Origin of the sequence: Pseudomonas sp. COW5 (assembly GCF_026240005.1) — a bacterium.
In the GTDB taxonomy this organism is placed as follows: Bacteria; Pseudomonadota; Gammaproteobacteria; order Pseudomonadales; family Pseudomonadaceae; genus Aquipseudomonas; species Aquipseudomonas kribbensis.
Genome location: NZ_JAPHVP010000001.1, coordinates 942,301 through 965,577, shown reverse-complemented (window position 1 = coordinate 965,577; position 23,277 = coordinate 942,301). Strand labels below are relative to the sequence as shown.

The following is a 23,277-nucleotide window of genomic DNA, read 5'->3' as shown; positions in this document are numbered from 1 at the left end:
AGTCGCCGTTTTTTCAAGGTCAGCCGCGAATGCGCAGCGTCAGCCCCTTGAGGAAATTGCGCAGCAACTGGTCGCCGCACGGGCGGTAGTTGGTGTGGCCGACCTTGCGGAAAAGTGCGCTCAGCTCAGGCTTGGATACCGGGAAATCGGCAGACTTGAGGATCGCGTGCATGTCGTCTTCTTTCAGTTCGAAGGCCACGCGCAGCTTTTTCAGGATGATGTTGTTGGTTACCGGCACTTCGATGGGCTGCGGCGGACGGCTTTCGTCCTTGCCGCGCTTGAAGATCACCAGACCGTCGAGGAAGTGCGCGATGACTTCGTCCGGGCAGCGCACGAAACCTTCATCGTCTTCTTCTTTCTTGTCGAGATACGTCACGACATCAGCCAACGTGACGTCCATGCCACCGAGTTTGATGATTTCGACGACTTTCTTGTCGCTGATGTCGAGCATGTAGCGCACGCTGCGCAGTACGTCGTTATGAACCATGTTTGCAATCCTGATCGTTCGCTGTGGGCACCGCGCAGGCGCGATGCCGGAATGTGTGGCGGCAACGGAGGCCTTAGAACTTCTCTTTGCCGGACAGGTAGCGCCATTGGCCGGCCGGCACTTTGCCGATCGATACGCCGCCGATGCGGATACGGCGGACGCCGACGACCTTCAGCCCGACCGCTTCGCAGAATTGAGCGATGATGCCCGGCTGCGGGTTCTTCATGGCGAAGCGCAGGCGGTTTTCGTTCTGCCAGCTGGCCTTGACCGGCGGCAGTTCCTTGCCCTTGTGGGTGAGGCCGTGCTGCAGGCGATTGAGGCCGTGGGCGACCATGTCGCCTTCGACTTCGACCACGTATTCCTGCTCGATCTTGGCCGCGTCGGCGGTGAGCTTGCGCAGCACCTTCCAGTCCTGGGTGAACACCAGCAGGCCGCTGGCCTTGGGTTGCAGGTCGGCGCTGGCGGTCAGGCGCAGGAAATGCCCGCGCAGCGGACGCTTGCCGTAGCGGTGTTCTTCGCTGAGGGTGTCGGCGCTCAGCGACTGCATCGCGGTGTCGACATCCATGCCCGCCGGCACGTTGAGCAGAATGGTCACCGGCTCCGGCGCGGTGGCCTTGGCGTCCTTGTCGAGCTCGACTTTCTGGTCGCCGACCTTGAACTGCGGCTCGTCGATGACTTCGCCGTCCACGGTGACCCAGCCGCCCTCGATGAACAGCTCGGCCTCCCGGCGGGAGCAACCGACCAGTTCGATGAGGCGTTTGGAGAGGCGAATCGGGTCAGTCATGACAGGGCCGTAACAAAAAAGGGGTGGGCATTGTACCTGCCTGGCGCCGGTTAAGCCCGGAACGATTTTTACCGCTTGGCTTTTTGTGGGAGCGAGCCTGCTCGCGAAGAGGCCTTTAGTCTCGATATCAATGTCGGATGACAGACCGCCATCGCGAGCAGGCTCGCTCCCACAGCCGATTTCTGTCGTGTCAGCCGTGTTGCGAGCGTTGCTGGTTCTGGCGCAACCGCATGTGCAGCAACGGATAAGGCTGGCCCATGCCATCGACTTCCGACCGGCCGATCACCTCGAACCCCTGTTTGAAGTAAAAGCCCAGGGCCTGCGGGTTCTGCTCGTTGACGTCCAGTTCATCGGCGTTCAGGTGCTGCATCGCATAATTGAGCAGCTTCTTGCCCAGGCCCTGGCCGCGATGCTCGGGGTCGATGAACAGCATTTCGATTTTGCCCGCCGCCACGCCGGCAAACCCGGTGATGCGCTGATGGCTGTCCCTGGTGCAGATCAGCATCACCGCATCGAGGTAGCGGGTCAGCACCAGATTGCGCAGCAGCTCGATGTAGCTGTCCGGCAGGAAATCATGGGTTGCGCGAACCGAGGCCTCCCAGACCCGGGTCAGTTCCTGATAATCACTGAGTTTCGGCGTGTGAATGACCGAATGGTGGCGCATGCCCGATAGCCTCTTTGTCATTAATGAGGGAGTCCTTCCCCTCACAAACGATAGCCGTAAAAAAGCCCCGCATCTCGTAAAAGAGAGCGGGGCTTTTCGTATTTTTCGCGTTTAGATCTGTTCGGCCCAGAGGTCGTATTCGTCGGCGTCGGTCACCTTGCACCAGACCTTGTCGCCCGGCTTGAGGTTGCTGCCGTTGTCGATGAATACGTTGCCGTCGATTTCCGGGGCGTCGAAGAAGCAGCGGCCGACCGCACCTTGTTCGTCGACTTCGTCCACCAGCACTTCGATTTCACGGCCGATGCGCATTTGCAGGCGGGCCGAGCTGATTTCCTGCTGGTGCGCCATGAAGCGCTCCCAACGATCCTGCTTGACGTCGTCCGGGACGATGTCGAGGTTCAGGTCATTGGCCGGCGCGCCTTCGACCGGCGAGTACTGGAAGCAGCCGACGCGGTCGAGCTGGGCTTCGGTCAGCCAGTCCAGCAGGTACTGGAAGTCTTCTTCGGTTTCGCCGGGGAAGCCGACGATGAAGGTCGAACGGATGATCAGGTCCGGGCAGATTTCGCGCCAGTTCTTGATCCGCGCCAGGGTCTTGTCTTCGAACGCCGGGCGTTTCATCGATTTCAGGACTTTCGGGCTGGCGTGCTGGAACGGGATGTCCAGGTACGGCAGGATCTTGCCGGCGGCCATCAGCGGGATCAGTTCGTCGACGTGCGGGTACGGGTAAACGTAGTGCAGACGGACCCAGACGCCGAGGGTGCTCAGCGCTTCGCACAGTTCGGTCATGCGGGTCTTCACCGGCGCGCCGTTCCAGAAACCGGTGCGGTACTTGACGTCAACGCCGTAGGCGCTGGTGTCCTGGGAGATCACCAGCAGCTCCTTCACGCCGGATTTGACCAGACGCTGGGCTTCGTCGAGCACGTCGCCGACCGGACGGCTGACCAGTTTGCCGCGCATCGACGGGATGATGCAGAAGCTGCAGCTGTGGTTGCAGCCTTCGGAAATCTTCAGGTACGCGTAGTGGCGCGGCGTCAGCTTGATGCCTTGCGGCGGCACCAGGTCGATCAGCGGGTTGTGATCCTGTTTCGGCGGCACGACTTCGTGCACGGCGTTGACCACTTGCTCGTACTGCTGCGGACCGGTGACGGCCAGCACGCTCGGGTGCACGTCACGGATGTTGCCTTCTTCCACGCCCATGCAGCCGGTCACGATGACCTTGCCGTTTTCCTTGATCGCTTCGCCGATGACTTCCAGCGATTCGGCCTTGGCCGAATCGATGAAGCCACAGGTGTTGACCACGACCACGTCGGCGTCCTGATAGGTGGACACCACGTCATAGCCTTCCATGCGCAGCTGGGTCAGGATGCGCTCGGAGTCGACCAGTGCTTTCGGGCAACCCAGAGATACGAAGCCAACCTTTGGATTGGCCGGCGCAGGAGTGGTGGACATGTCTAACCTCGGTGTTTTGTGACGTCGCTTGCCTGATGGCGGAAGCCGACGGACGGGCGCTTTACGTCCTGTCTCGTGAATCCGCTGTTTTTTGACGAGTGCCTGTTGTTGCCAGGCAAGGCGCCGCGCCGAGTCATAGCGCGCTATGGCGAGAAGCGGCAACGCAGCATGGCGACAACAGGCGCCGTCAAAAAGCAGCAGTGATTCGCGAGACAGGACGTTTCGTGCGCCTCTGATCAAAAAGTGCGCAATTCTAGCGATGAGCAGCGCACTTGACCAGCTTTATGCAGGGAAATACGACGAGTGCTGCGCTATGCTTCGCGCCGTTGGGCTTTACCAATTTTTTACAGTCAACAAAACGACTGTAACAACAGGTAAAACAGCGCATGCTGCATCAAAAAGCATAGTGCTTCGTTCAAAGAAGCCGGTCTGGAAATCAGGAGTGTTGGATGGGTCAGGCAAGTAGTCAGGCGGCGGGCGCCGAGCATTCGGCTGCAAAACCGCTGAGCATGCTGGTCGCGGCAGTCGGGGTAGTTTACGGCGACATCGGCACGAGCCCGTTGTACACCCTCAAAGAAGTGTTTTCCGGCGGTTACGGCGTACCGGTCAATCACGACGGAGTGCTGGGCATTCTGTCGCTGATCTTCTGGTCGCTGATCTGGGTCGTCTCGATCAAGTACATGATGTTCGTCCTGCGCGCCGACAACCAGGGCGAAGGCGGGATCATGGCACTGACCGCGCTGGCGCGACGGGCGGCGGGGGAGCGCAGGAAGTTGCGTTCGCTGCTGGTGGTCTGCGGCCTGATCGGTGCGGCGCTGTTCTACGGCGACAGCATGATCACCCCGGCGATCTCCGTACTCTCGGCCATTGAAGGTCTGGGTCTGGCGTTCGATGGTATCGACCACTGGGTCGTGCCGCTGTCGCTGGTGGTGCTGGTGGGCCTGTTCCTGATCCAGCGTCATGGTACGGCGCGGATCGGCATTCTCTTCGGGCCGATCATGGTCACCTGGTTCCTGGTGCTCGGCGCCCTCGGCGTGTACGGCATCAGCCATTCCCCGGAAGTGCTGAAGGCGCTGAACCCGATCTGGGCCATCCGTTTCTTCATGGTGCACGCCGGCATGGGCGTGGCGATTCTCGGCGCCGTGGTGCTGGCGCTGACCGGTGCCGAAGCGCTGTACGCCGACATGGGCCACTTCGGTCGCAAGCCGATCGCCCGGGCGTGGTTCCTGCTGGTGCTGCCGGCGCTGGTGCTCAATTACTTCGGTCAGGGCGCCTTGCTGCTGGACAACCCGGAAGCCGCGCGCAACCCGTTCTACCTGCTGGCGCCAAGCTGGGCGTTGATTCCGCTGGTGGGCCTGTCGACCCTGGCCACGGTGATCGCCTCGCAAGCGGTTATTTCCGGTGCGTTCTCCCTGACCCGTCAGGCGATCCAGCTCGGCTACATTCCGCGCATGTACATCCAGCACACCTCCAGCGATGAGCAGGGGCAGATCTACATCGGTGCGGTGAACTGGACGCTGATGGTCGGCGTGGTCCTGCTGGTGCTGGGCTTCGAGTCCTCCGGCGCCCTGGCCTCGGCCTACGGCGTGGCGGTGACCGGGACGATGCTGATGACCACCATTCTGGTGTCGGCGGTCATGCTGTTGCTGTGGAAATGGCCGCCGGTGCTGGCCGTGCCGGTGCTGATCGGTTTCCTGCTGGTGGACGGGCTGTACTTCGCCGCCAACGTACCGAAGATCGTCCAGGGTGGTGCGTTTCCGGTGGTCGCCGGTATCGCCTTGTTCATCCTCATGACCACCTGGAAGCGCGGCAAGCAGTTGCTGGTCGAACGTCTGGACGAAGGCGCTCTGCCGCTGCCGATCTTCATCAGCAGTATCCGCGTGCAGCCGCCACACCGCGTTCAGGGCACGGCTGTGTTCCTCACCGCCCGCTCCGACGCCGTGCCACACGCGCTGTTGCACAACCTGCTGCACAACCAGGTCTTGCACGAGCAGGTTGTGCTGCTGACTGTGGTGTACGAAGACATCCCGCGCGTCCCGCCATCGCGACGCTTCGAAGTCGAAGCCCACGGCGAAGGCTTCTTCCGGGTGATCCTGCACTTCGGCTTCACCGACGAACCGGACGTGCCGCAGGCGCTGAAGCTGTGCCATCTGGACGACCTCGACTTCAGCCCGATGCGCACCACCTACTTCCTCAGCCGCGAAACGGTCATCGCCTCGAAACTCGAAGGCATGGCCCGTTGGCGCGAGGCGCTGTTTGCGTTCATGTTGAAGAATGCCAACGGCAACCTGCGGTTCTTCAATCTGCCGCTGAACCGGGTGATCGAGTTGGGGACGCAGGTGGAGATGTAGGTCCTGCCTTGAATGAAAAGCCCCCGTCAGCCTTTTGGTTGGCAGGGGCTTTTTCGTTTCTGTGCCTTTAGATGCTTTCTGGCAATTCTGCTTCAGACTCGGTTTTTGTCCGCGCTGCTCGTGGCATCAGGGATTTCGTCACATCATCCATCAAGGCCTTGCCCATGATTGTCAGGTAATGCGCAGCCCAGGCGTGGCGGTCGTTTTCTTTATCGTAGGCGGCATCCTCGGCGAAGGATTTGGCGAGGAACAACAGATCTGAAGCCTGTGACAGGGCTTCGACGATGGGGACGCCAGAGCGGACATTGAAAAACGCTTGATCGGAGCCAGAGCCGTAGAGAAAGGAGGTGAAGCCGATGGTTGTAAGGTCTGTGGGTGTAAACGATTTCGTTTCGGTCATGGTGTTACTCCTTGGTTCGAGGAGCTGCAACTTCCGTTACCACACGAAAGGGAGGCAGCTGTACGCAGGGTGGTAAACCGGGAACCAAGGAAACCGGCACGCCCGGAGGCGTCCCACGCACAGCTGCCATAAACCGAAATCACAGGCATGAAAGTGCCTGTGATTGTGAATGGGGCGCTGTTGCGCTGGTTTATCCGGGTTACCACACCCGATCGCTGAAAGGGTCAGCGACCTCCGGAGAGTATCCCGTCAAAAAACAGTGCAACAGGGCGGCAAAGTGCCCAAACACGAGATTAGGAGTTTGCCTACAAGGTACTCGGACGTCATCTGATATTGCGCCACCGGAAGTAAGCGAAACTATGCGTCGGACAGAATCAATGCGCTAAGCAGGTGTTGATTCTTTAATTAGCTTCGCTTGGCAACTGTCCTTTGTCCCAGGACTGAGGGCAGTTCGAGTGAAAGGCGACATCTTGGAGAAGGGTGTTCATGAAGAAATGCTTGAAACAAGAAAGGCTGGATGAACGCGAGAATCTCCGGGTTGAAGAGGTAGCCGAGGCACGATTGATCAATTTCAATCCGGCTCAAGCGATTAGCCATGACGACATGCGGGCGAGGTATGTCCAGGAAGCGCTGACAGTCAGCTGAGTTCTGTATGGTTCTCTGTGGGAGCTCCGAGAATGAAAAAGCCCCCGCAACCGTGAGGTTGCGGGGGCTTTTCATTGGAGCGCCTCAGATCACTCTGCCGGCTGATCCTTGCTCTGACGCTTCTCGATCAGATCCACCAGACGCTTGGCCAGCGCCGGGTAGTTCTCGTCGAAGTGGTGGCCGCCAGGCAGTTTCACCGCTTCGCCCACCGCGGTCTTGTCGGTGCAGCCGCTTTCATCCTTCTCTTCTTCACCGTAGATGCACACGACCTTGGCCGGTGGCAGTTTGGCCATTTCCGGGCCGGTGGCGGCTTCTTTACCGGCGTTGCCGAGCCAGCCTTCGACTTCGATTTCGAAGCTGCCGGTGCGGGCGAAGGCCAGCAGGATGATTGCGTCGACGCGCTGCTGCTCGGTTTCCGGCAGGCGGTTGTAGATGGCCGGCAGGACGTCGGCGCCGAACGAGTAACCGGTCAGGATGAAGCGTTTGGTGCCCCATTTCTGACGGTAGTGCTGCATCAGTTCGGTCAGGTCCAGTGCGCTCTGTTCCGGGCTCTTGTGCTGCCAGTAGTAACGCAGGGTATCGATGCCGACCACCGGATAGCCGATCTTGGCCATTTCACCGGCCACGTCGCGGTCGAGGTCGCGCCAGCCGCCGTCACCGGACAGGAACAGGGTCACGGTGTCCTTGGCCTGGCCGGCCGGGACTTCCACCACCGGGATCTGCAGGCCGCCGTTGGCCTTGTCGCCACCGACGAGGATCTTGCGCAGTTCGTTGTTCAGCACTTGCGGCAGGTTGATGTCGTAGTCGCTGATGCTGGTTTCGGCATTCGGTTGATCGCGCACGAAACCGGCGCTGGTGTCGTCCGGGTTGTCGTTCCAGGCCACCAGCCAGTGGCCGTGGGCGGCGGATTTTGGCAGCAGGTGAGTGCAGCCGCCTTTTTCCAGCGCCAGGTCGACCGACACGGCCTGGGCCTTGTCGTCCTTCTGTTCCGACAGCCAGCGCCAGGCCAGCACCGCGCCAGGGCCGATGCCGCTGACCAGGGTCGCCGGGCCGTTCAGTTCGCGCAGACCGCTTTGCAGTGCGCGGCTCTGCAGCAGGCAGTCCTTGGGCAGAATCACCTGGACGATCTGCGCCGAGGCGCTGCGGCTCAGGGTGGTCAGCTGATTGTCGGTGAGTTTCTTGTCGTCCTCGACCGCCACCAGCACCTGGGCCTTGGGCTTGGTGCCGGGAATGACCCGTGTCATGACGGTGCCGTCAGCCGGCGTGAGCTGTTCGAGGGTCGGTTCCGGTGCCGGGCGTTTGAGGTACCAGTAACCGCCGCCGGCAATCACGGCCAGCACAATCAGCGCGGCCAGGATGTACTTCAGGGAGCGTTGAATCATCAGCGTTTCACCAATCCAGTCAAGCCGCCCGCGATCAGGGCAGCAGTATCGGCCAGTGCCACCAGCGGATCGAGTCCGGCGGGCACTGCCATATAACGGGGTTCCCAGTCAGGCTGGAACTTGTCTTTGAAGCGGCGCAAGCCTTGGAAGTTGTACAGCTGCTCACCACGGCGGAAAACCATCGAGCCCAGACGTTGGGTCAGCGGTGCACCACGACGGGGTTGCAACCCCGACAACGGCACCATGCCCAGGCTGAAACGCGCGTATCCGTGACTCTTATAATGTTGAATCAGGCCGACCATCAAAAACTCCATGGTCAGCTTGGGGGCGTCCGGGTGCGAGCGCATCAGGTCGAGGCTGGCCAGGTCATGGCTGTAAGTCTCGAGCAGGTTGGCGAACGCCACCGGGCGGCCTTCGAAGCGAATCACCGCGATGCGGAAATGCTTCAGGTAATCGTCGCTGAAACGGCCAAGGGAGAAGCCTTTCTCGCGTACGTTCTTGCCGGTCAGCCAGGCATCGGAAATCACCTTGAGCTCATCCATCGGCGCCTGGCCCGGCTCGAAGATCTCCAGCGACAGACCGTCGCGGGTACCACGGTTCCAGGTGTAGCGCAGGTCCTTCATCTCCTTGCCCTTGGCATCCAGGTCAAAGCGATGCAGATCGACCCGGGCTTCTTCACCGAGCTTGATCGCGGTCAGACCGATGTCCATGTAGTAGGGCAGGTTCTCGGCGCGCACCTGATAGAACACGGGACGGGCATGGTGGATGTCACACAGGTCACGGAACTGCCAGATCATTTCCGCCCGTTGCTGGCCGGGGCCGATCGGATCGTACAGCGCCACCAGACTGCGGCCGCGACGGGCGTACATCAGGAAGGCCTCGTCGTTGGGGTGAAACAGCAGCGCCTTGTCACCGGTCAGGGCCAGGCCGCCGTCCGGTTGCGAGGAGGCCATCAGCACCTTGGAGGCGCGTTCCAGTTCGTCCGGGGTCGGCAGATGAATCACCGGGCGGGCGGTGCGCAGCAGCCAGGTCAGGGCGATCACCAGCAACAGCACCGCAGCGCCGAGCAGCGAACGCAGACCGCGCGGGGCATCGGCGTCGAGGGTGAACTGCCACCACAGCTGATGGCTGTACGGCACGTCCTGGTAGGCGAACAGCAGCAGCCAGGTCGAAGCACCGAGTACGCACAGGCTCGCCACCAGATACAGCGGCGAGAACGGCACTTCGGTCAGACGGCTCGGGCGATAGAACGAACGACGGAAGACCCCCAGCAGCGCTGCCGTGAGAGTCATCAACGTGGCTTCTTCCCAGTCGAAACCCTTGAGCAGTGAGAGCAGGGCACCCACCAGCAGCAGGATGGTGGTCAGCATCCACGCCGCCGACAGTCGGCGGCGCAGGCCCTGGGCGAGCATCAGGCACAGCACGCCGATCAGGCTGGCGCCGAAGTGCGAGGCATCGACCAGACGATGGGGAATCAGGTAGGCGATGTGTTCCAGACGCGTGTCGATTTCAGGGGTGGCGCCGGAGAACAGCAGCACAACACCGGACAGGAACACCAGCACCGCGAGGATCGGTGCAGCCAGACCGGAAGCGGCGCGCATGGTCTGGGTCTGGAACAGCCGCTGACCTTCATTGATCAGCAGCAGTACGCAGGCCACCAGCAATGGCAGCACCACATAGATCATGCGATAGAGCAGCAGGGCGGCGGCCAGCGGTGCTGCGCCGAGCTTGTCGGCGAAGGCGGCCAGCAGAATCGCTTCGAAAACCCCGACACCGCCCGGTACATGGCTGAGCACGCCGGCAGCCAAGGCCAGCAGGTACACCAGCAGGAATGCGCCGAATGGCGGTGCTTCCGGCAGCAACATGTACAACACGGTGGCGGCAGCGGCGACGTCGAGGGCGGTGATGACCAGTTGCAGGAATGTCAGGCGGCGGCCCGGCAGGCGCAGGGTGCGGCGACCGACCTTGACCAGCAGATTGTCGCGGTAAGGCTGTTCCGGCAGACGCCGACGATAAATGCCCATGGCCAGGATCGCGCCGAGCAACAGCACGGCAGAGGCAATCGTGGCCAACAGTCCTTCGGACAGGCCCAGCGCCTGGGAAGCGGCTGGAAGGTCACTCAGTGTGGCCAGCGCCGCCAGCGGTGGCAGGGCGCATCCCAGCGACAGGCTGGCAAACAGGGTCATGTGCGCGACTTCCGAAGCGCCCAGGCCAAGCCGTGCGTATAAACGGTAACGCACCGAGCCGCCGGACAGCATCGACAGGCCGATGGCGTTGCCGATCGCGAATGCCGTGAAGCCACCGAGTGCCAGCGTGCGCGGCGGGATGGTCACGCCGGCATAGCGGCTGGCCGACCATTCGTAGCCCAGCAGAATGATGAAGCCGACGACAGTCGCGCCGAAAGCGCCCAGCAGGGCCGGCTTCGGCACGTCGAGAATCGAGTCGTGCAAGGCATAGAGGTCGAGTTCGCTGAGCAGATGGCGACAGGCAATCAGCGCGATAGCGAACAACAGCAAAGTGACCGCCAGACCAATCGGTTGCCGGTATTTGCTGATTCGATCCAGCAAGCGCATGCGCTCGGGCTTGATCGATGGATTCACGGTGAGGGTGTCTTGTGGATCAGACGAGTTGGCGCGCATCAATCACCTCTTGGATTGTGCGCGACAGGATGGGGGTATCCAGCCAAGTTACCAATCCCTGTAGAAAAAAATAATCACAAAATACTACGCCTCTCGTCGGGTATCGGCGAGGGCAGGTCTCGGATTGCAGACCTCTTGCCTGCGACTCAAGCATAGTCGCAACTCGGCGGGTCTGAAGATCCTGAGCGGTTCACTGCACGATGACAGATCATTGTTGCGAAAGGACTTTTTCCACAGATACAAAAAAGGCCACTCTTTCGAGCAGCCTTTTTTGATGTTTGGTTGCGGGAGCCGGATTTGAACCGACGACCTTCGGGTTATGAGCCCGACGAGCTACCAGACTGCTCCATCCCGCGTCTGTGTGGCGGCATTCTACAGAGGATCGCCGGGGTGTCAACCTTGAATCCGGATAAAATCTGTTCTGGTTCAATTGGTTAGCTATTTTTCGAGGCCGCTGGCGGGGCCGCAGGTCAGGCAGGACGCGGGTTTCAGCTCTATTGGTCAGCGATTTCCGATTGAGAAAATAAATTCAACGGACCTTTCCTACCTCTGGAAAAGAAGCTTCATACCACTGGTGCTATATACAGGTGTCAGTGAGATACTGCCTATCCGGCTTGCCACGTTTCCTTTTCTGTCATGACCCAGCGAAAAATCATCCACATCGACTGTGACTGTTTCTACGCCGCCATCGAGATGCGTGACGATCCGCGTCTGGCCGGCAAACCGCTGGCGGTGGGTGGTTCGGCGGACCGGCGCGGGGTGATCGCCACCTGCAACTATGAGGCGCGGGCTTACGGCGTGCGGTCGGCGATGTCCTCCGGGCATGCCTTGAAACTGTGCCCGGACCTGACCATCGTCAAGCCGCGGATGGATGCCTACCGCGAGGCATCAAAGGAAATTCACACGATCTTTCGCGATTACACCGACCTGATCGAACCGCTGTCGCTGGACGAAGCCTACCTCGATGTCTCGGACAGTGCGCATTTCGGTGGCAGCGCCACGCGGATCGCCCAGGACATCCGGCGCCGGGTTTCCAATCAATTGCACATCACGGTCTCGGCCGGGGTGGCGCCGAACAAGTTTCTGGCCAAGATCGCCAGCGACTGGAAAAAACCCAACGGCCTGTTTGTCATCACCCCGGATCAGGTCGAAGACTTCGTCAGTGGTCTGCCGGTGAGCAAGTTGCACGGCGTCGGCAAGGTCACTGCGGACAAACTGGGCAAGCTTGGCATCAACGACTGCTCGCAACTGCGCGAGTGGGACAAGTTGGCTCTGGTGCGCGAATTCGGCAGTTTTGGCGAGCGACTCTGGAGCCTGGCCCGTGGGATAGATGAACGGCAGGTGCATAACGACAGCCGTCGTCAGTCGATCAGTGTGGAAAACACCTACGACGTGGATCTGCCGGATCTGCGTAGTTGTCTGGACAAGCTTCCTGAATTGCTGGAAACCCTGAAAACCCGCATGGCGCGGATCGACAGCAGCTACCGGCCGGGCAAGCCGTTTGTCAAAGTGAAATTCCATGACTTCACCCAGACCACGTTGGAGCAGGCCGGGGCAGGGCGGGATCTGGGCAGTTATCAGTTGATGTTGACGCAGGCGTTCAATCGGGGTGGCAAACCGGTGCGGCTGCTTGGGGTGGGGGTTCGGCTTGAGGATTTGCGCGGCGGGTTCGAGCAGATGGAGTTGTTCGAGCGATAGCGCATATAAAAAAGCCCGAAACGGGTTCGGGCTCTTCTATAAGCGTTGTCAGTTCGGACCGGGGTCCGCCACCAGTCGCCCGGCATCCTTGGTCAGCGACTTGAGGAACTCGGCCTGCAACTCGGGATCGTTGCGTGTCAGCTCGATCAGGCTCTGTTCCAGCTCGCTGGCTTCTTCTTCCAGACCCAGTTCCGAAAGACGTTTGACCCGGTGCACCCACTGGCTCACTTCGTCGTCTTCCAGATCGTCGTATATCAGGCCGTGGGCTTCCAGCAGCTTGCCACGCAAGTGACTGCTAATCGTCAGGGACGAGTCGGAATGCACGTCATCCTTGGCGTCCTCGACACTGATCTGCAGTTTGCCGACATGGTTCAGATCGTTTTCGGCGAACGGACTGTCCAGCAGGTTCAGGCGCAGCACGCCGTTGCGGTCGGTGGTCATGTCGAAGGTCTGCTTGCCGGCCTTGACCTGCACCGGACGCTCGCTCCACGGCAGGCTCGAATACTCCATGCGCTTGTCGCGCTGGACTTCATCGATACCGGCCAGGTTCTGCTGTGCACGACCGTGGGACTGCACGTTCATGAACGGGTTGAGCCCGGCGAACCCGTAGCTCAGCCAGTCCTTGGTCACGCTGTCCGGCAGGGTGCCGAAGGCGAACACGTTGACCACGTTGGCCCCGACGCCGGCCACCACCGCCACGGCACCCAGCGGAATCTCGTAGATTTCGCGCCAGGGCTGGTAAGGCGTGTAGCGGTCATAACGACGGGTCACTTCGTATTCAGTGACTTCGAAGGTTTTCTGCTCGTTGATCTTTACGCGTCTCTGCGGCAGCTCAAGCACCTTAGGCTCACCGACATCGATCTGCAGGCTGTGATCGAGCAGCTTTCGCTCGACCCGCTCTTCGTGCTCGCTGCGCTGTGACATGTGATTGGCACAGCCGCTGACCAGCAGGGTGCCGCACAGGGCGGCACCACCGAGGCCTAAGGTGTTTCGCTTGAACATGAGGACTCTATCTGGTTTCAGCGGCGGATACGGGCCTGCAGGAAGGACAGTACGTCGGCAACCGGCAGCGCTTGCGCCTGGCCTTCGGTACGGCTCTTGTATTCCAGGTTGCCTTCGGCGAGGCCACGGTCGCTGACCACGATCCGGTGCGGAATGCCGATCAGCTCCATGTCCGCGAACTTGATGCCCGGGCTGGTTTTCTTGTCGCGATCGTCCAGCAGCACTTCGAAGCCGGCCGCGGTCAGTTCCGCGTACAGCTTGTCGGTGGCTTCGCGCACCTGCTCGGTTTCATAGCGCAGCGGTACCAGGGCGATCTGGAATGGCGCCAGGGCGTCGCTCCAGATGATGCCGTTCTCGTCGTTGTTCTGCTCGATGGCCGCAGCCACCACACGGGACACGCCGATGCCGTAGCAACCCATTTCCAGGGTCACAGGCTTGCCGTTCTCGCCCAGCACTTCGCACTTCATCGCCTTGCTGTACTTGTTGCCCAGCTGGAAGATGTGTCCGACTTCGATGCCGCGCTTGATTTCCAGGGTGCCCTTGCCGTCCGGGCTCGGGTCGCCGGCCACGACGTTGCGCAGGTCGGCCACGGTCGGAACCGGCAGGTCACGCTCCCAGTTCACGCCGAAGTAGTGCTTGTCGTCGATGTTGGCACCGATGCCGAAGTCGCTCATCAGCTCGACCGAACGGTCGATGATGATCGGCAGCGGCAGGTTCAGCGGGCCGAGGGAACCGGCGCCGGCGCCGATGGCGTCACGCAGCTCTGCATCGGACGCCATGACCAGCGGGCTGGCGACGCCTGGCTGATTGGCAGCCTTGATTTCGTTCAGCTCGTGGTCGCCACGGATGATCAGGGCGATCAGCTTGCCTTCTTCCTCGGCGTGTACGATCAGGGTCTTGATGGTCTTTTCGATCGGCAGACCGAATTTTTCCACCAGGGCCGCGATGGTCTTGGTGTCCGGAGTGTCGACCAGACGCAGTTCTTCGGCCGGCGCAGCGCGGGAGGTTTCACGCGGTACGGCTTCGGCTTTCTCGATGTTTGCGGCGTAGTCGGAGCCGTTGCTGAAGACGATATCGTCTTCGCCGGACTCGGCCAGCACGTGGAATTCGTGGGAGCCGGCACCGCCGATGGAACCGTTGTCGGCTTCGACCGGACGGAATTTCAGGCCCAGACGGGTGAACACGTTGCAGTACGCCTCGTGCATGCGGTCATAGGTGACCTGCAGCGATGCCTGGTCGGCGTGGAACGAGTACGCGTCCTTCATGATGAATTCACGGCCGCGCATCAAGCCGAAGCGTGGGCGGATTTCGTCACGGAACTTGGTCTGGATCTGGTACAGGTTGATCGGCAGCTGCTTGTAGCTGCTCAACTCGTTGCGCATCAGATCGGTGATCACTTCTTCGTGGGTCGGGCCCGCGCAGAAGTCGCGACCGTGACGGTCTTTGATGCGCAGCAGCTCAGGGCCGTATTCTTCCCAGCGCCCCGATTCCTGCCACAGCTCGGCCGGTTGGGTGCTCGGCATCAACACTTCCAGAGAGCCGGCGGCGTTCATCTCTTCGCGAACGATGGCTTCCACCTTGCGCATTACCCGCAGGCCCATCGGCAGCCAGGTGTACAGGCCCGAGGCGAGTTTGCGGATCATGCCGGCGCGCAGCATCAGCTGATGGCTGATGACGACCGCGTCGGAAGGCGTTTCTTTCTGTGTGGCGAGCAAAAATTGACTGGTGCGCATGGTTGGCCGTTGTCGGTTGCTATGACTGGAAATGACGGAGCAGTGTACCGGCGAGAGTTGCCGACGTACAGAAGTGCAGGCCCGGCGGAAACCCTCCCGCCGGGTGCGAGATGTCTTACGACTCTTCGGCGACGGGTGTCGACACGGGTTCCGGTGTCGGTGTCGGGCCTTCGCGACGACTCTCCTGGAACCAGTGCAGGGCGATCAGTACCAAGGTCGGCACGCCGAGCGCCGCCGTGATGATGAAGAAGTTGTGATAGCCGAACTTCTCCACCATGACCCCGGAGTAGCCGCCGATGAGGCGTGGCAGCAACAGCATGATCGAGCTGAGGAGGGCGTACTGGGTCGCTGAGAACTTCAGGTTGGTCAGGCTCGACAGATAGGCGACGAACGCCGAAGTGGCCATGCCCGAGCTGAAGTTGTCGAGGGAAATGGTCACCACCAGCATCTGCAGGTTCGGGCCCATGTCCGCCAGCATCACGAACAGCAGGTTGGTGGCTGCCGACGCTGCACCGCCGATGAACAGGATCGGCAGAATCCCGAAGCGCACGATCAACAGGCCGCCCATGCCGGCGCCCACAAGGGTCATGATCAGCCCGAAGATCTTGCTGACGCTGGCGATCTGGTCCTTGGTGAAGCCCTGGTCGATGTAGAACACGTTGGCCATCACGCCCATCACAGTGTCCGACATGCGATAGGTGGCGATCAGGCCGAGCAGCAGCAGGGCCTGCCAGCGGTAGCGCAGGATGAAGTCGTTGACCGGCGTCAGCACTGGCGCCAGGCCACGGCGACCCATGGTCGACAGGCACAGGCCGGTCAGCAGGGTGTAGAGGATGGCGCGCAGGAATGCGCGGTCTTCCAGCAGCAGGTCCAGCGGGCTCATGGTGCCGAACAGCACGCTGGCGAAATCGGTGTTGTAGAGCTGGGTGAACATGGCCGGTACGGAAACCAGCAGGACGATCAGCACGAACACCGACATCAGCTGGTGCATGAAGGTGTAGCGCCCGGCCTGCAACTGGGTACGCAGCGGCACTGGCGGCTCGCGCATCAGCAGGGTGGTGATCAGCGCAGGCACCATCAAGGCGCCGAACAGCGCGTAAGTGCCGGTCCAGGCGGAGTGTTGATAGTTGAAACCGGTGGAACCGAAACCTTCGGCGAAGAACAGTGCGCCAGCCGTTGCCAGCAGGGCTGCGACCCGATAGCCAGACATGTAACTGGCGGCGAGGGCGGCCTGGCGGTTGTCCTCGGCGATTTCCAGTCGATAGGCGTCGACGGCGATGTCCTGGGTGGCGGAAGCGAAGGCGACGATCACGGCAATGGCGATCAGCCAGGACAAGTGTTTCTGCGGGTCGCAGAAGCCCATGCCGATCAGGCCGAGGATCACCAGCGATTGCGCAAGCACCAGCCACGAACGGCGTCGGCCGAGTTTGCCGAGCAACGGCAGGCGCCACTGGTCGAGCAGCGGCGACCAGACCCATTTGAAGGCATAGGCCAGACCGATCAGGCTGGCATAGCCGATCGTCTCGCGGGCTACACCGGCTTCACGCAGCCAGACCGAAAGTGTCGAGAACACCAGCATGTACGGCAGGCCGGCGGCGAAACCCAGCAACAACAGCACGAGCGTCGAAGGACTGGCATAGGCGGCGAGCGCGGCGCGCCAGGTTTTACGGGGCATGGGCTGAAGTCTGCCTCAAGATTGCGAAAACAAAGCGCGCACTCTAACCGCTGTGCTCTACCGGACGCCAGCCATGGCGCCGAATATCCACACGATTGTTCAGGATCGTAACGCCCTCCATACGCAATCGTGCCCGCTGCTCATCACCCGAAGGGCTGCCTGCCGGCAGGCTGATCCGACCGCCGGCACCGAGTACGCGGTGCCAGGGCAGCTTGGTGTCGCCCGGCAACTGGCTCAGAGTGCGGCCGACCCAGCGGGCGGCGCGCCCCAACCCGGCCAGTTCGGCCAACTGACCATAGCTGACCACCTTGCCCTCAGGTACCTGGGCAAGGGTCGAGTAGAGTGCCGTGCGTCGGATTTGCGGATCGTTTTCGCAGGCTTGTATCGGGTCTGTCACGCGCGCCGTTCCTGAACAGGGTCGATTCATGGATTAAAGGTTAATCCGTGATCGGGCAATTGAGAAATGAACTCAACAGAAATAGCCGGGTCACTCCTTGTCAGAGGATTATTCCTACGGATAATGCCGCCCCTTTTTTCGCAAACCCGAGCTTCCGATTCGCTTATGTTGTCCAGAACCCTGTTGTGCCTTGCTGTCTTCAGTGCGTCCACGCCCTTACTTGCCGATACCGTCTGGTTGAAGAACGGAGACAAGCTGAGCGGCAAAATCACCCTGTTCGACGGCGGCAAGTTGCTGGTCCAGACCCAGTACGCCGGCGCGGTCACCATCGACTGGAAACAGGTGAAGACCCTGGAAAGCGATCAGGAACTGCTGGTCAAACAGGACGCCTACAGCGGCGAGAAGGCCAAGTCGCTGACTGCCGCTGGCGATGGCAAGGTCACCCTGGCCAACGGCGAGGCACCGAAAACCGTCGAGCTGGCGAGCATTCAGCAGATTCTCAAGCCAAAACCCGTGGTCGAGGATCTGGTGTGGAAGGGCAATGTCGATCTGGCCCTGGATTATCAGCGTGCCGAAAAAGACACCAATGACTACGACATCGGCTTCAAGACCTCGGCGCGCCATGGCCGTTGGCGTCATACCGCCGAGGGCGAGTACAACCGTGAAGTCCAGGATGAGGTGGTGACCACCAACAACTGGCGCGCCGAATATGCACTGGACCGCTTCCTGACTGACAAGTGGTTCTGGCAGGGACGGTTGAACTACAAACGTGATTACGTCGAAGAGCTGTCACGCCAGCGGGTGGTCGGTACCGGTCCGGGCTATCAGTTCTGGGATGACGAGCTCGGCGCGTTCTCCCTCGGCTCGCTGCTCAACCGCACCGATTACGAGTACAGCGACGGCGGCACGGACAACTTCTATTCCGTTGCCATGAAGTGGGACTACAACCGCTACCTGATCGGCAAGAAGGTGCAGTTCTTCACCACCGGCGAGATTGGCAAGCCGCTGTCGGACGTTGCCAACTATGCCCTGGATTCGGAAGTGGGCCTGCGCTACAAGGTGACGGACTGGGCCTCGCTCAACCTCAAGGCCGAGCGTGACATCATCAGTGGCACCAAGGATGCGGATCTGAACAAGACCCGCTACACCGCCGGGTTTGGCGTGGCCTGGTAACGCCGCACACAAAAAAACGCAGCCTTTGTCGGGCTGCGTTTTTTTTTGCCTGTACAAAACAGGCACCCACAAAAAAGCCCCGCTTTTGAGGGCGGGGCTTCTTAGCCAGGAAGCTACAAGTTAGATAACTTGTACTTCTTCAGCTTGCATGCCTTTCTGACCGCGGGTAGCGATGAAAGAAACCTGTTGGCCTTCTTTCAGGCTTTTGAAGCCGTCGGACTGGATAGCTTTGAAGTGAACGAACAGGTCGTCACCGGATTGTGGAGTGATGAAGCCGAAGCCTTTTTCATCGTTGAACCACTTAACGGTACCGGTTTGGCGATTAGACATGGTGTAACTCCTTGAACAAAGATAACTGCGACTCAGGAAGAACCCTGGCCGAGACTGAGTGCAAAGAGCAGGAAAAATTCTTGTAGATGGTTGGATCGAAATTCAACATATCGTGTAGAGATTCTCAGTGACACAAGCAGCACAGTGGCGCCACCTTAACCCTTTTTCCGGAACGTGCCAATGCTTCTTGCGAAGGTTTCTCCGTTTTAAGGATCGGCGGTGTGACGGTTCGTCGCGAAGCCGCGTATTTCCTGCATGTTCGGCGAGATTTGCACCCTGGACTTTGAACCCGGCGGCGCGCCCGGTAAGATGCCGGACAGATTTTTTCCACCTCGCTATTCAGGACACCCCGCCATGAGCATCAAATCGGACAAGTGGATTCGCCGCATGGCGCAGGAACACGGCATGATCGAACCGTTCGTCGAGCGCCAGGTACGTGGCAGCGACGACAGCCGGGTGATCTCCTACGGTGTGTCGAGCTACGGCTACGATGTGCGTTGCACCAACCATTTCAAGGTGTTCACCAACATCAACTCGGCCATCGTCGATCCGAAGAACTTCGACGCCGGCAGCTTCGTCGATGTCCACAGCGATGTCTGCATCATCCCGCCGAACTCCTTCGCCCTGGCCACGACCGTTGAATACTTCCGTATTCCACGCAATGTGCTGACCATCTGCCTGGGCAAAAGCACCTACGCCCGTTGCGGCATCATCGTCAACGTCACTCCGCTCGAGCCTGAGTGGGAAGGCCAGGTGACCCTGGAGTTCTCCAACACCACCAACCTGCCGGCGAAGATCTACGCCAACGAAGGTGTGGCGCAGATGCTGTTCCTGGAGTCCGACGAGGAATGCGAAGTCTCCTACAAGGACCGTGCGGGCAAGTACCAGGGCCAGCGTGGCGTGACCCTGCCGCGCACCTGAGCCGTCCATCCGGCAGTTACCGGGAATTCTTCGGCGGGTAGACACTCTATGGGGTGTACTGCCCGTTTCGCGAACAGAGGGACGGGCCTTCGCCGAGGAGTGCTCCATGAAGATCGATCCGCAAATCACTGCCGAACTGGCAAGGCTCGAGCCCAATCAGGTTGGCGTATTGGCCTGGTCCTTGTTGGCACACCCGCCCGTCACTCTGGCTGGCGGAATTCCTCACCAGCCTGATCCCGACACCCCCAACGAAGAACCGACCGAGCCCGGCGAGCCTACGCTCCCGGACAAACCACCACCTGCGCCCGTCGCGTGATTGAATGTATGGCCCGTCGACTGAATCCTGAACAGGACTTCAGCTCACGGGCCATATTTCGTTGTCTCCAATGACAAAGATCCGACAGCTGTCTTCCTTCTCCACCGGATAACCGCCGGTGAAGGCACCGAACGCCGGCAGCAGGCTGATGCGTTCTCCCAGACTGAAACACGCCAGCCGCAGACGCTGGCGCCCCTTGCCGTTCAATCGATAAACCGGATGCACGTGCCCGGCGAGGACATGCTGTTCAGGGTGCGGATCGGGTTCGTGCTGCAGCGCGAAGGGCCCAAGCAGTAACGGCTCCGGCACCACCCGGATATTCAGCGCCTGCGGCGGATCGCCGGCACGTTTATCGTGATTGCCGCGAATCAGCGTGATCGGGAGATCGGCATGACGCGCCCGCCACTGCGCCAATGCCTGCAAGGTGCCGGTGGCGTGGGAGCCGGGGCCATGCAAAAAATCACCGAGGAAGATCAGTTGCCGACACGGCAGCCTGGCCAGCAACTCCTCGATCACTGCAATGTTGCTCGCCGTGGTGCCCTGCGGCACCGGCTGCCCCAGGCGCCGGTAAGCGGCAGCCTTGCCAAAATGCACATCAGCAATCAGCAGCGCCTGTTGCGCCGGCCAATACAGCGCCTTTTCCGGCAACAGCCAGAGTTCTTCGCCCGCCAGATGCACAGGGTAGGGCGCGCCCATCAGGATTGACCCTTGTCAGCGGTTTTCTCCAGATCGCCGACCATGCGCCGGATGCGGTCGGCGAGTTTTTCCGAACTCATGCTTTCGCGCATGCGTTCCACCAGCAGCGGGAAGCCGAGCGGTGTAGGACGTTTGATCAGGTGCATGTCCAGTTTCATCCGGTTGATTCGCTCCAAGGTCTGTTCCAGTCGACGAATATCCAGTTCTTCCCGTAAGACTTCTTCCCCGGCCTGCGCCAGCAATAGATTGTCGGCGTCGTATTGTTTGAATACTTCGAAGAACAGCCCACTGGAGGCCTGCACCTGACGGGTACTTTTTGGCGCGCCGGGGTAACCGGCGAATACCAGGCCCGCAATCCGGGCGATTTCCCGAAATCTGCGCAACGCCAGCTCGCCCGCGTTGAGACTGGCGAGCACATCCTTCAACAAATCCTCGGGACTGAGCAGGGCGCCATCCAGTTGCACAGACCAGTCAACCGGCGTGGCACTGAGCAATTCCAGTCCGTAATCATTGACCGCTATCGAGAAGGTCACAGGCAGGCGCTGGCTGACCCGCCACGCCAGCAGACTGGCCAGCCCCAGATGCACCTGACGTCCGGCGAACGGGTATAGGAAAAGATGCCAGCCTTCGCGGGATTTCAGCACCTCGACCAAAAGGCTGTCGGCCGTCGGCAGGCCCGACCAGCTCATCTGCGTTTCCAGCAGCGGGCGCAAGGCCTGCATTTCCGGGCCGGCAAACTCACCGAGTGCTGCGGCGCTGAACCGTGTGACCACCGCTTCAGCCAGTTCGCTGGACAGCGGCATGCGCCCGCCATTCCAGCGCGGCACGGCGGCTTTTTTCGCGGTGCTGCGTTTGACGTAGGCGGTCATGTTTTCCACCCGCACCAGTTCCAGCAAGCGTCCGGCGAACAGGAAACCATCACCGGGTTTGAGGCGAGCGATGAAGCCTTCCTCGACGCTGCCCAGTTGCTTGCCGCCTCCGCCCTTGCTCCAGAATTTCAGATGAATGCTGGCGTCGCTGACGATGGTGCCGATGCTCATCCGGTGCCGCCGGGCCAACCGGGCATCGGGGACGCGCCAGATTCCGTGCTCATCCGGCTCGACCCGGCGGTAGTCCGGGTACGCCGTCAGCGACATCCCGCCATGGCGTACGAATGCCAGCGCCCAGGCCCATTCCGCCAGCGTCAGGTCGCGATAAGCCCAGGCACCACGGACTTCTTCGTACAGCTCATCGGGAATAAAACCACCGCCCAGGGCGATGCTGACCAGATGCTGGACCAGCACATCCAGCGGTTTGTGCGGTGACAGTCGCGGCTCAATCCGCTGCTGCGCCACGGCATCGCGGGCGGCGGCCGCTTCGATCAGCTCCAGGCTGTTAGTCGGCACCAGCGTCACCCGTGACTCTCGCCCAGGTGCATGTCCGGAGCGCCCGGCACGCTGCATCAGACGCGCCACGCCTTTGGCTGAACCGATTTGCAGTACCCGCTCCACCGGTAGAAAGTCCACTCCAAGATCCAGACTCGAAGTGCAGACCACCGCTTTGAGCTGACCATTCTTCAACGCCTGCTCGACCCAGTCCCGGGTCTCGCGGGACAGCGAGCTGTGGTGCAAGGCAATCAACCCGGCCCAGTCCGGCCGCGCTTCCAGCAAGGCCTGATACCAGATTTCCGACTGCGCCCGGGTGTTGGTGAACACCAGGCTGCTGGCGCAGACGTCCAGTTCGACAACCACTTGCGGCAACATCTTCAGACCGATATGCCCGGCCCAGGGAAAACGCTCGATCTGCGGTGGGAGTAAGGTATCGACCCGTAGCGTTTTTTCGCTTTGCCCCTGAACACTCACGCCACCGCCCTGTGGGATCAACACCTGTTCGGCGTGGGATTGATTGCCAAGCGTCGCGGAAACACCCCAGACGATCAGCCCCGGATGCCAGCGCCGCAGGCGGGCGAGGGCCAGTTGCAGTTGCACGCCGCGTTTGTTGCCAAGCAATTCGTGCCATTCATCGACCACGACCATGCGCAAGGTCGACAGCGCCATTTGCGCGTCGGCGCGGGCGAGCATCAGGGTCAGGCTTTCCGGGGTGGTGATCAGCGTGGTCGGCAGACGCCGGTTTTGCCGGGCGCGTTCGCTGCTGCCGGTGTCACCGGTGCGCAGGCCGACGCTCCAGGGGATGTGCAGATCGTCCAGCGGTGTTTGCAGGGCACGCGCGGTGTCGGCGGCCAGTGCCCGCATCGGTGTGATCCACAAGACGGTCAACGGTTCGGCAGGCGGCGGGCGTTTGCGGGTTGTCTCTGCGGCAGGCCCGGAGCGGGCAAAGCGATCGAGCGCGGCAAACCACACCGCGTAGGTTTTACCGGCGCCGGTGCTGGCGTGCAGCAGTCCCGACTCGCCACGCTTGACCGCCGTCCACACCTGCTTCTGAAAGGCGAATGGCTTCCAGCCTCGGGCGCTGAACCAGTGTCTGGCGAAGTCGGTGGAAGTGCCCATGCCGGCGACGTGTGCTCTGAAGGTGTTCCTTCAGTGACCGCGCCGGCCG

Annotated in this window: 19 protein-coding genes and 1 tRNA gene; 5 read left to right on the top strand and 15 right to left on the bottom strand. The window is 61.0% G+C overall.

The features are described from left to right. Positions 1 to 19: 19 nt before the first annotated feature. The 4 genes from OQ248_RS04425 to rimO all read right to left on the bottom strand — a co-directional run bounded on the left by OQ248_RS04425 (position 20) and on the right by rimO (position 3,384). Positions 20 to 487 carry a DUF1456 family protein gene (locus OQ248_RS04425; protein WP_265812143.1) on the bottom strand — a complete coding sequence of 156 codons (468 nt, stop codon included), beginning with the start codon at positions 485 to 487 and terminating at the stop codon, positions 20 to 22. Between the two features lie 73 nt (positions 488 to 560). Continuing rightward, positions 561 to 1,271 carry an rRNA pseudouridine synthase gene (locus tag OQ248_RS04420; RefSeq protein WP_265812142.1) on the bottom strand — a complete coding sequence of 237 codons (711 nt, stop codon included), beginning with the start codon at positions 1,269 to 1,271 and terminating at the stop codon, positions 561 to 563. Between the two features lie 190 nt (positions 1,272 to 1,461). Beyond that, entirely contained in the window at positions 1,462 to 1,935 is a 474-nt protein-coding gene (locus OQ248_RS04415) for a GNAT family N-acetyltransferase (RefSeq protein ID WP_114881685.1), read from the bottom strand. A 111-nt stretch (positions 1,936 to 2,046) separates the two neighbouring features. Continuing rightward, positions 2,047 to 3,384 carry a 30S ribosomal protein S12 methylthiotransferase RimO gene (gene rimO, locus OQ248_RS04410; protein ID WP_085712910.1) on the bottom strand — a complete coding sequence of 446 codons (1,338 nt, stop codon included), beginning with the start codon at positions 3,382 to 3,384 and terminating at the stop codon, positions 2,047 to 2,049. Between the two features lie 449 nt (positions 3,385 to 3,833). Between rimO and OQ248_RS04405 the strand changes: the two genes are divergently transcribed. Then, positions 3,834 to 5,735, top strand: coding sequence for a potassium transporter Kup (locus OQ248_RS04405; protein ID WP_192552987.1), 1,902 nt, complete (start codon positions 3,834 to 3,836; stop codon positions 5,733 to 5,735). Positions 5,736 to 5,802: 67 nt separating this feature from the next. On the opposite strand, the gene OQ248_RS04400 is transcribed toward OQ248_RS04405, so the two are convergent. The 4 genes from OQ248_RS04400 to OQ248_RS04385 form a co-directional block, all read right to left on the bottom strand. Further along, positions 5,803 to 6,135, bottom strand: coding sequence for a DUF3077 domain-containing protein (locus OQ248_RS04400; RefSeq protein WP_265812141.1), 333 nt, complete (start codon positions 6,133 to 6,135; stop codon positions 5,803 to 5,805). A 734-nt stretch (positions 6,136 to 6,869) separates the two neighbouring features. After that, positions 6,870 to 8,162, bottom strand: a complete 1,293-nt coding sequence (locus tag OQ248_RS04395) for an AcvB/VirJ family lysyl-phosphatidylglycerol hydrolase (protein WP_114881688.1) — start codon at positions 8,160 to 8,162, stop codon at positions 6,870 to 6,872. Continuing rightward, entirely contained in the window at positions 8,162 to 10,801 is a 2,640-nt protein-coding gene (mprF, locus tag OQ248_RS04390; RefSeq protein ID WP_085712914.1) for a bifunctional lysylphosphatidylglycerol flippase/synthetase MprF, read from the bottom strand. Before mprF ends, OQ248_RS04395 begins: the two co-directional genes overlap by 1 nt. A 279-nt stretch (positions 10,802 to 11,080) precedes the next feature. After that, a tRNA-Met gene (locus OQ248_RS04385) sits at positions 11,081 to 11,157 on the bottom strand. 280 nt (positions 11,158 to 11,437) lie between these two features. Between OQ248_RS04385 and dinB the strand changes: the two genes are divergently transcribed. Next, positions 11,438 to 12,499, top strand: coding sequence for a DNA polymerase IV (gene dinB / locus OQ248_RS04380; protein WP_114881690.1), 1,062 nt, complete (start codon positions 11,438 to 11,440; stop codon positions 12,497 to 12,499). Positions 12,500 to 12,547: 48 nt separating this feature from the next. Here the strand turns inward: dinB and OQ248_RS04375 are convergent, their stop codons facing one another. The 4 genes from OQ248_RS04375 to OQ248_RS04360 all read right to left on the bottom strand — a co-directional run bounded on the left by OQ248_RS04375 (position 12,548) and on the right by OQ248_RS04360 (position 17,336). Beyond that, positions 12,548 to 13,501, bottom strand: a complete 954-nt coding sequence (locus OQ248_RS04375; RefSeq protein ID WP_085712916.1) for a hypothetical protein — start codon at positions 13,499 to 13,501, stop codon at positions 12,548 to 12,550. 17 nt (positions 13,502 to 13,518) lie between these two features. Beyond that, positions 13,519 to 15,234, bottom strand: coding sequence for a proline--tRNA ligase (locus tag OQ248_RS04370; protein WP_265812140.1), 1,716 nt, complete (start codon positions 15,232 to 15,234; stop codon positions 13,519 to 13,521). Between the two features lie 115 nt (positions 15,235 to 15,349). Beyond that, positions 15,350 to 16,909: an AmpG family muropeptide MFS transporter gene (locus tag OQ248_RS04365; RefSeq protein ID WP_114881691.1), complete on the bottom strand. Its 1,560-nt coding sequence runs from the start codon at positions 16,907 to 16,909 to the stop codon at positions 15,350 to 15,352. A gap of 43 nt (positions 16,910 to 16,952) precedes the next feature. Further along, positions 16,953 to 17,336, bottom strand: coding sequence for an MGMT family protein (locus OQ248_RS04360; RefSeq protein ID WP_265812139.1), 384 nt, complete (start codon positions 17,334 to 17,336; stop codon positions 16,953 to 16,955). A 135-nt stretch (positions 17,337 to 17,471) separates the two neighbouring features. On the opposite strand from OQ248_RS04360, the gene OQ248_RS04355 reads away from it, so the two are divergent. Continuing rightward, positions 17,472 to 18,479, top strand: coding sequence for a DUF481 domain-containing protein (locus tag OQ248_RS04355; RefSeq protein ID WP_265812138.1), 1,008 nt, complete (start codon positions 17,472 to 17,474; stop codon positions 18,477 to 18,479). Between the two features lie 120 nt (positions 18,480 to 18,599). Here OQ248_RS04355 and OQ248_RS04350 read toward each other — a convergent pair whose 3' ends face one another. Continuing rightward, the gene (locus tag OQ248_RS04350; protein ID WP_002554837.1) at positions 18,600 to 18,809 is read right to left on the bottom strand and encodes a cold-shock protein; all 210 of its coding nucleotides are present in this window, start codon (positions 18,807 to 18,809) and stop codon (positions 18,600 to 18,602) included. Positions 18,810 to 19,163: 354 nt separating this feature from the next. Between OQ248_RS04350 and dcd the strand changes: the two genes are divergently transcribed. Then, positions 19,164 to 19,730, top strand: coding sequence for a dCTP deaminase (dcd, locus tag OQ248_RS04345; RefSeq protein ID WP_007954988.1), 567 nt, complete (start codon positions 19,164 to 19,166; stop codon positions 19,728 to 19,730). A gap of 106 nt (positions 19,731 to 19,836) precedes the next feature. Next, the gene (locus OQ248_RS04340) at positions 19,837 to 20,046 is read left to right on the top strand and encodes a hypothetical protein (protein ID WP_065259270.1); all 210 of its coding nucleotides are present in this window, start codon (positions 19,837 to 19,839) and stop codon (positions 20,044 to 20,046) included. A gap of 39 nt (positions 20,047 to 20,085) precedes the next feature. Here the strand turns inward: OQ248_RS04340 and pdeM are convergent, their stop codons facing one another. Then, positions 20,086 to 20,742, bottom strand: coding sequence for a ligase-associated DNA damage response endonuclease PdeM (gene pdeM, locus OQ248_RS04335; protein ID WP_265812137.1), 657 nt, complete (start codon positions 20,740 to 20,742; stop codon positions 20,086 to 20,088). Then, positions 20,742 to 23,228, bottom strand: coding sequence for a ligase-associated DNA damage response DEXH box helicase (locus tag OQ248_RS04330; RefSeq protein ID WP_265812136.1), 2,487 nt, complete (start codon positions 23,226 to 23,228; stop codon positions 20,742 to 20,744). Before OQ248_RS04330 ends, pdeM begins: the two co-directional genes overlap by 1 nt. Positions 23,229 to 23,277 lie beyond the last annotated feature (49 nt).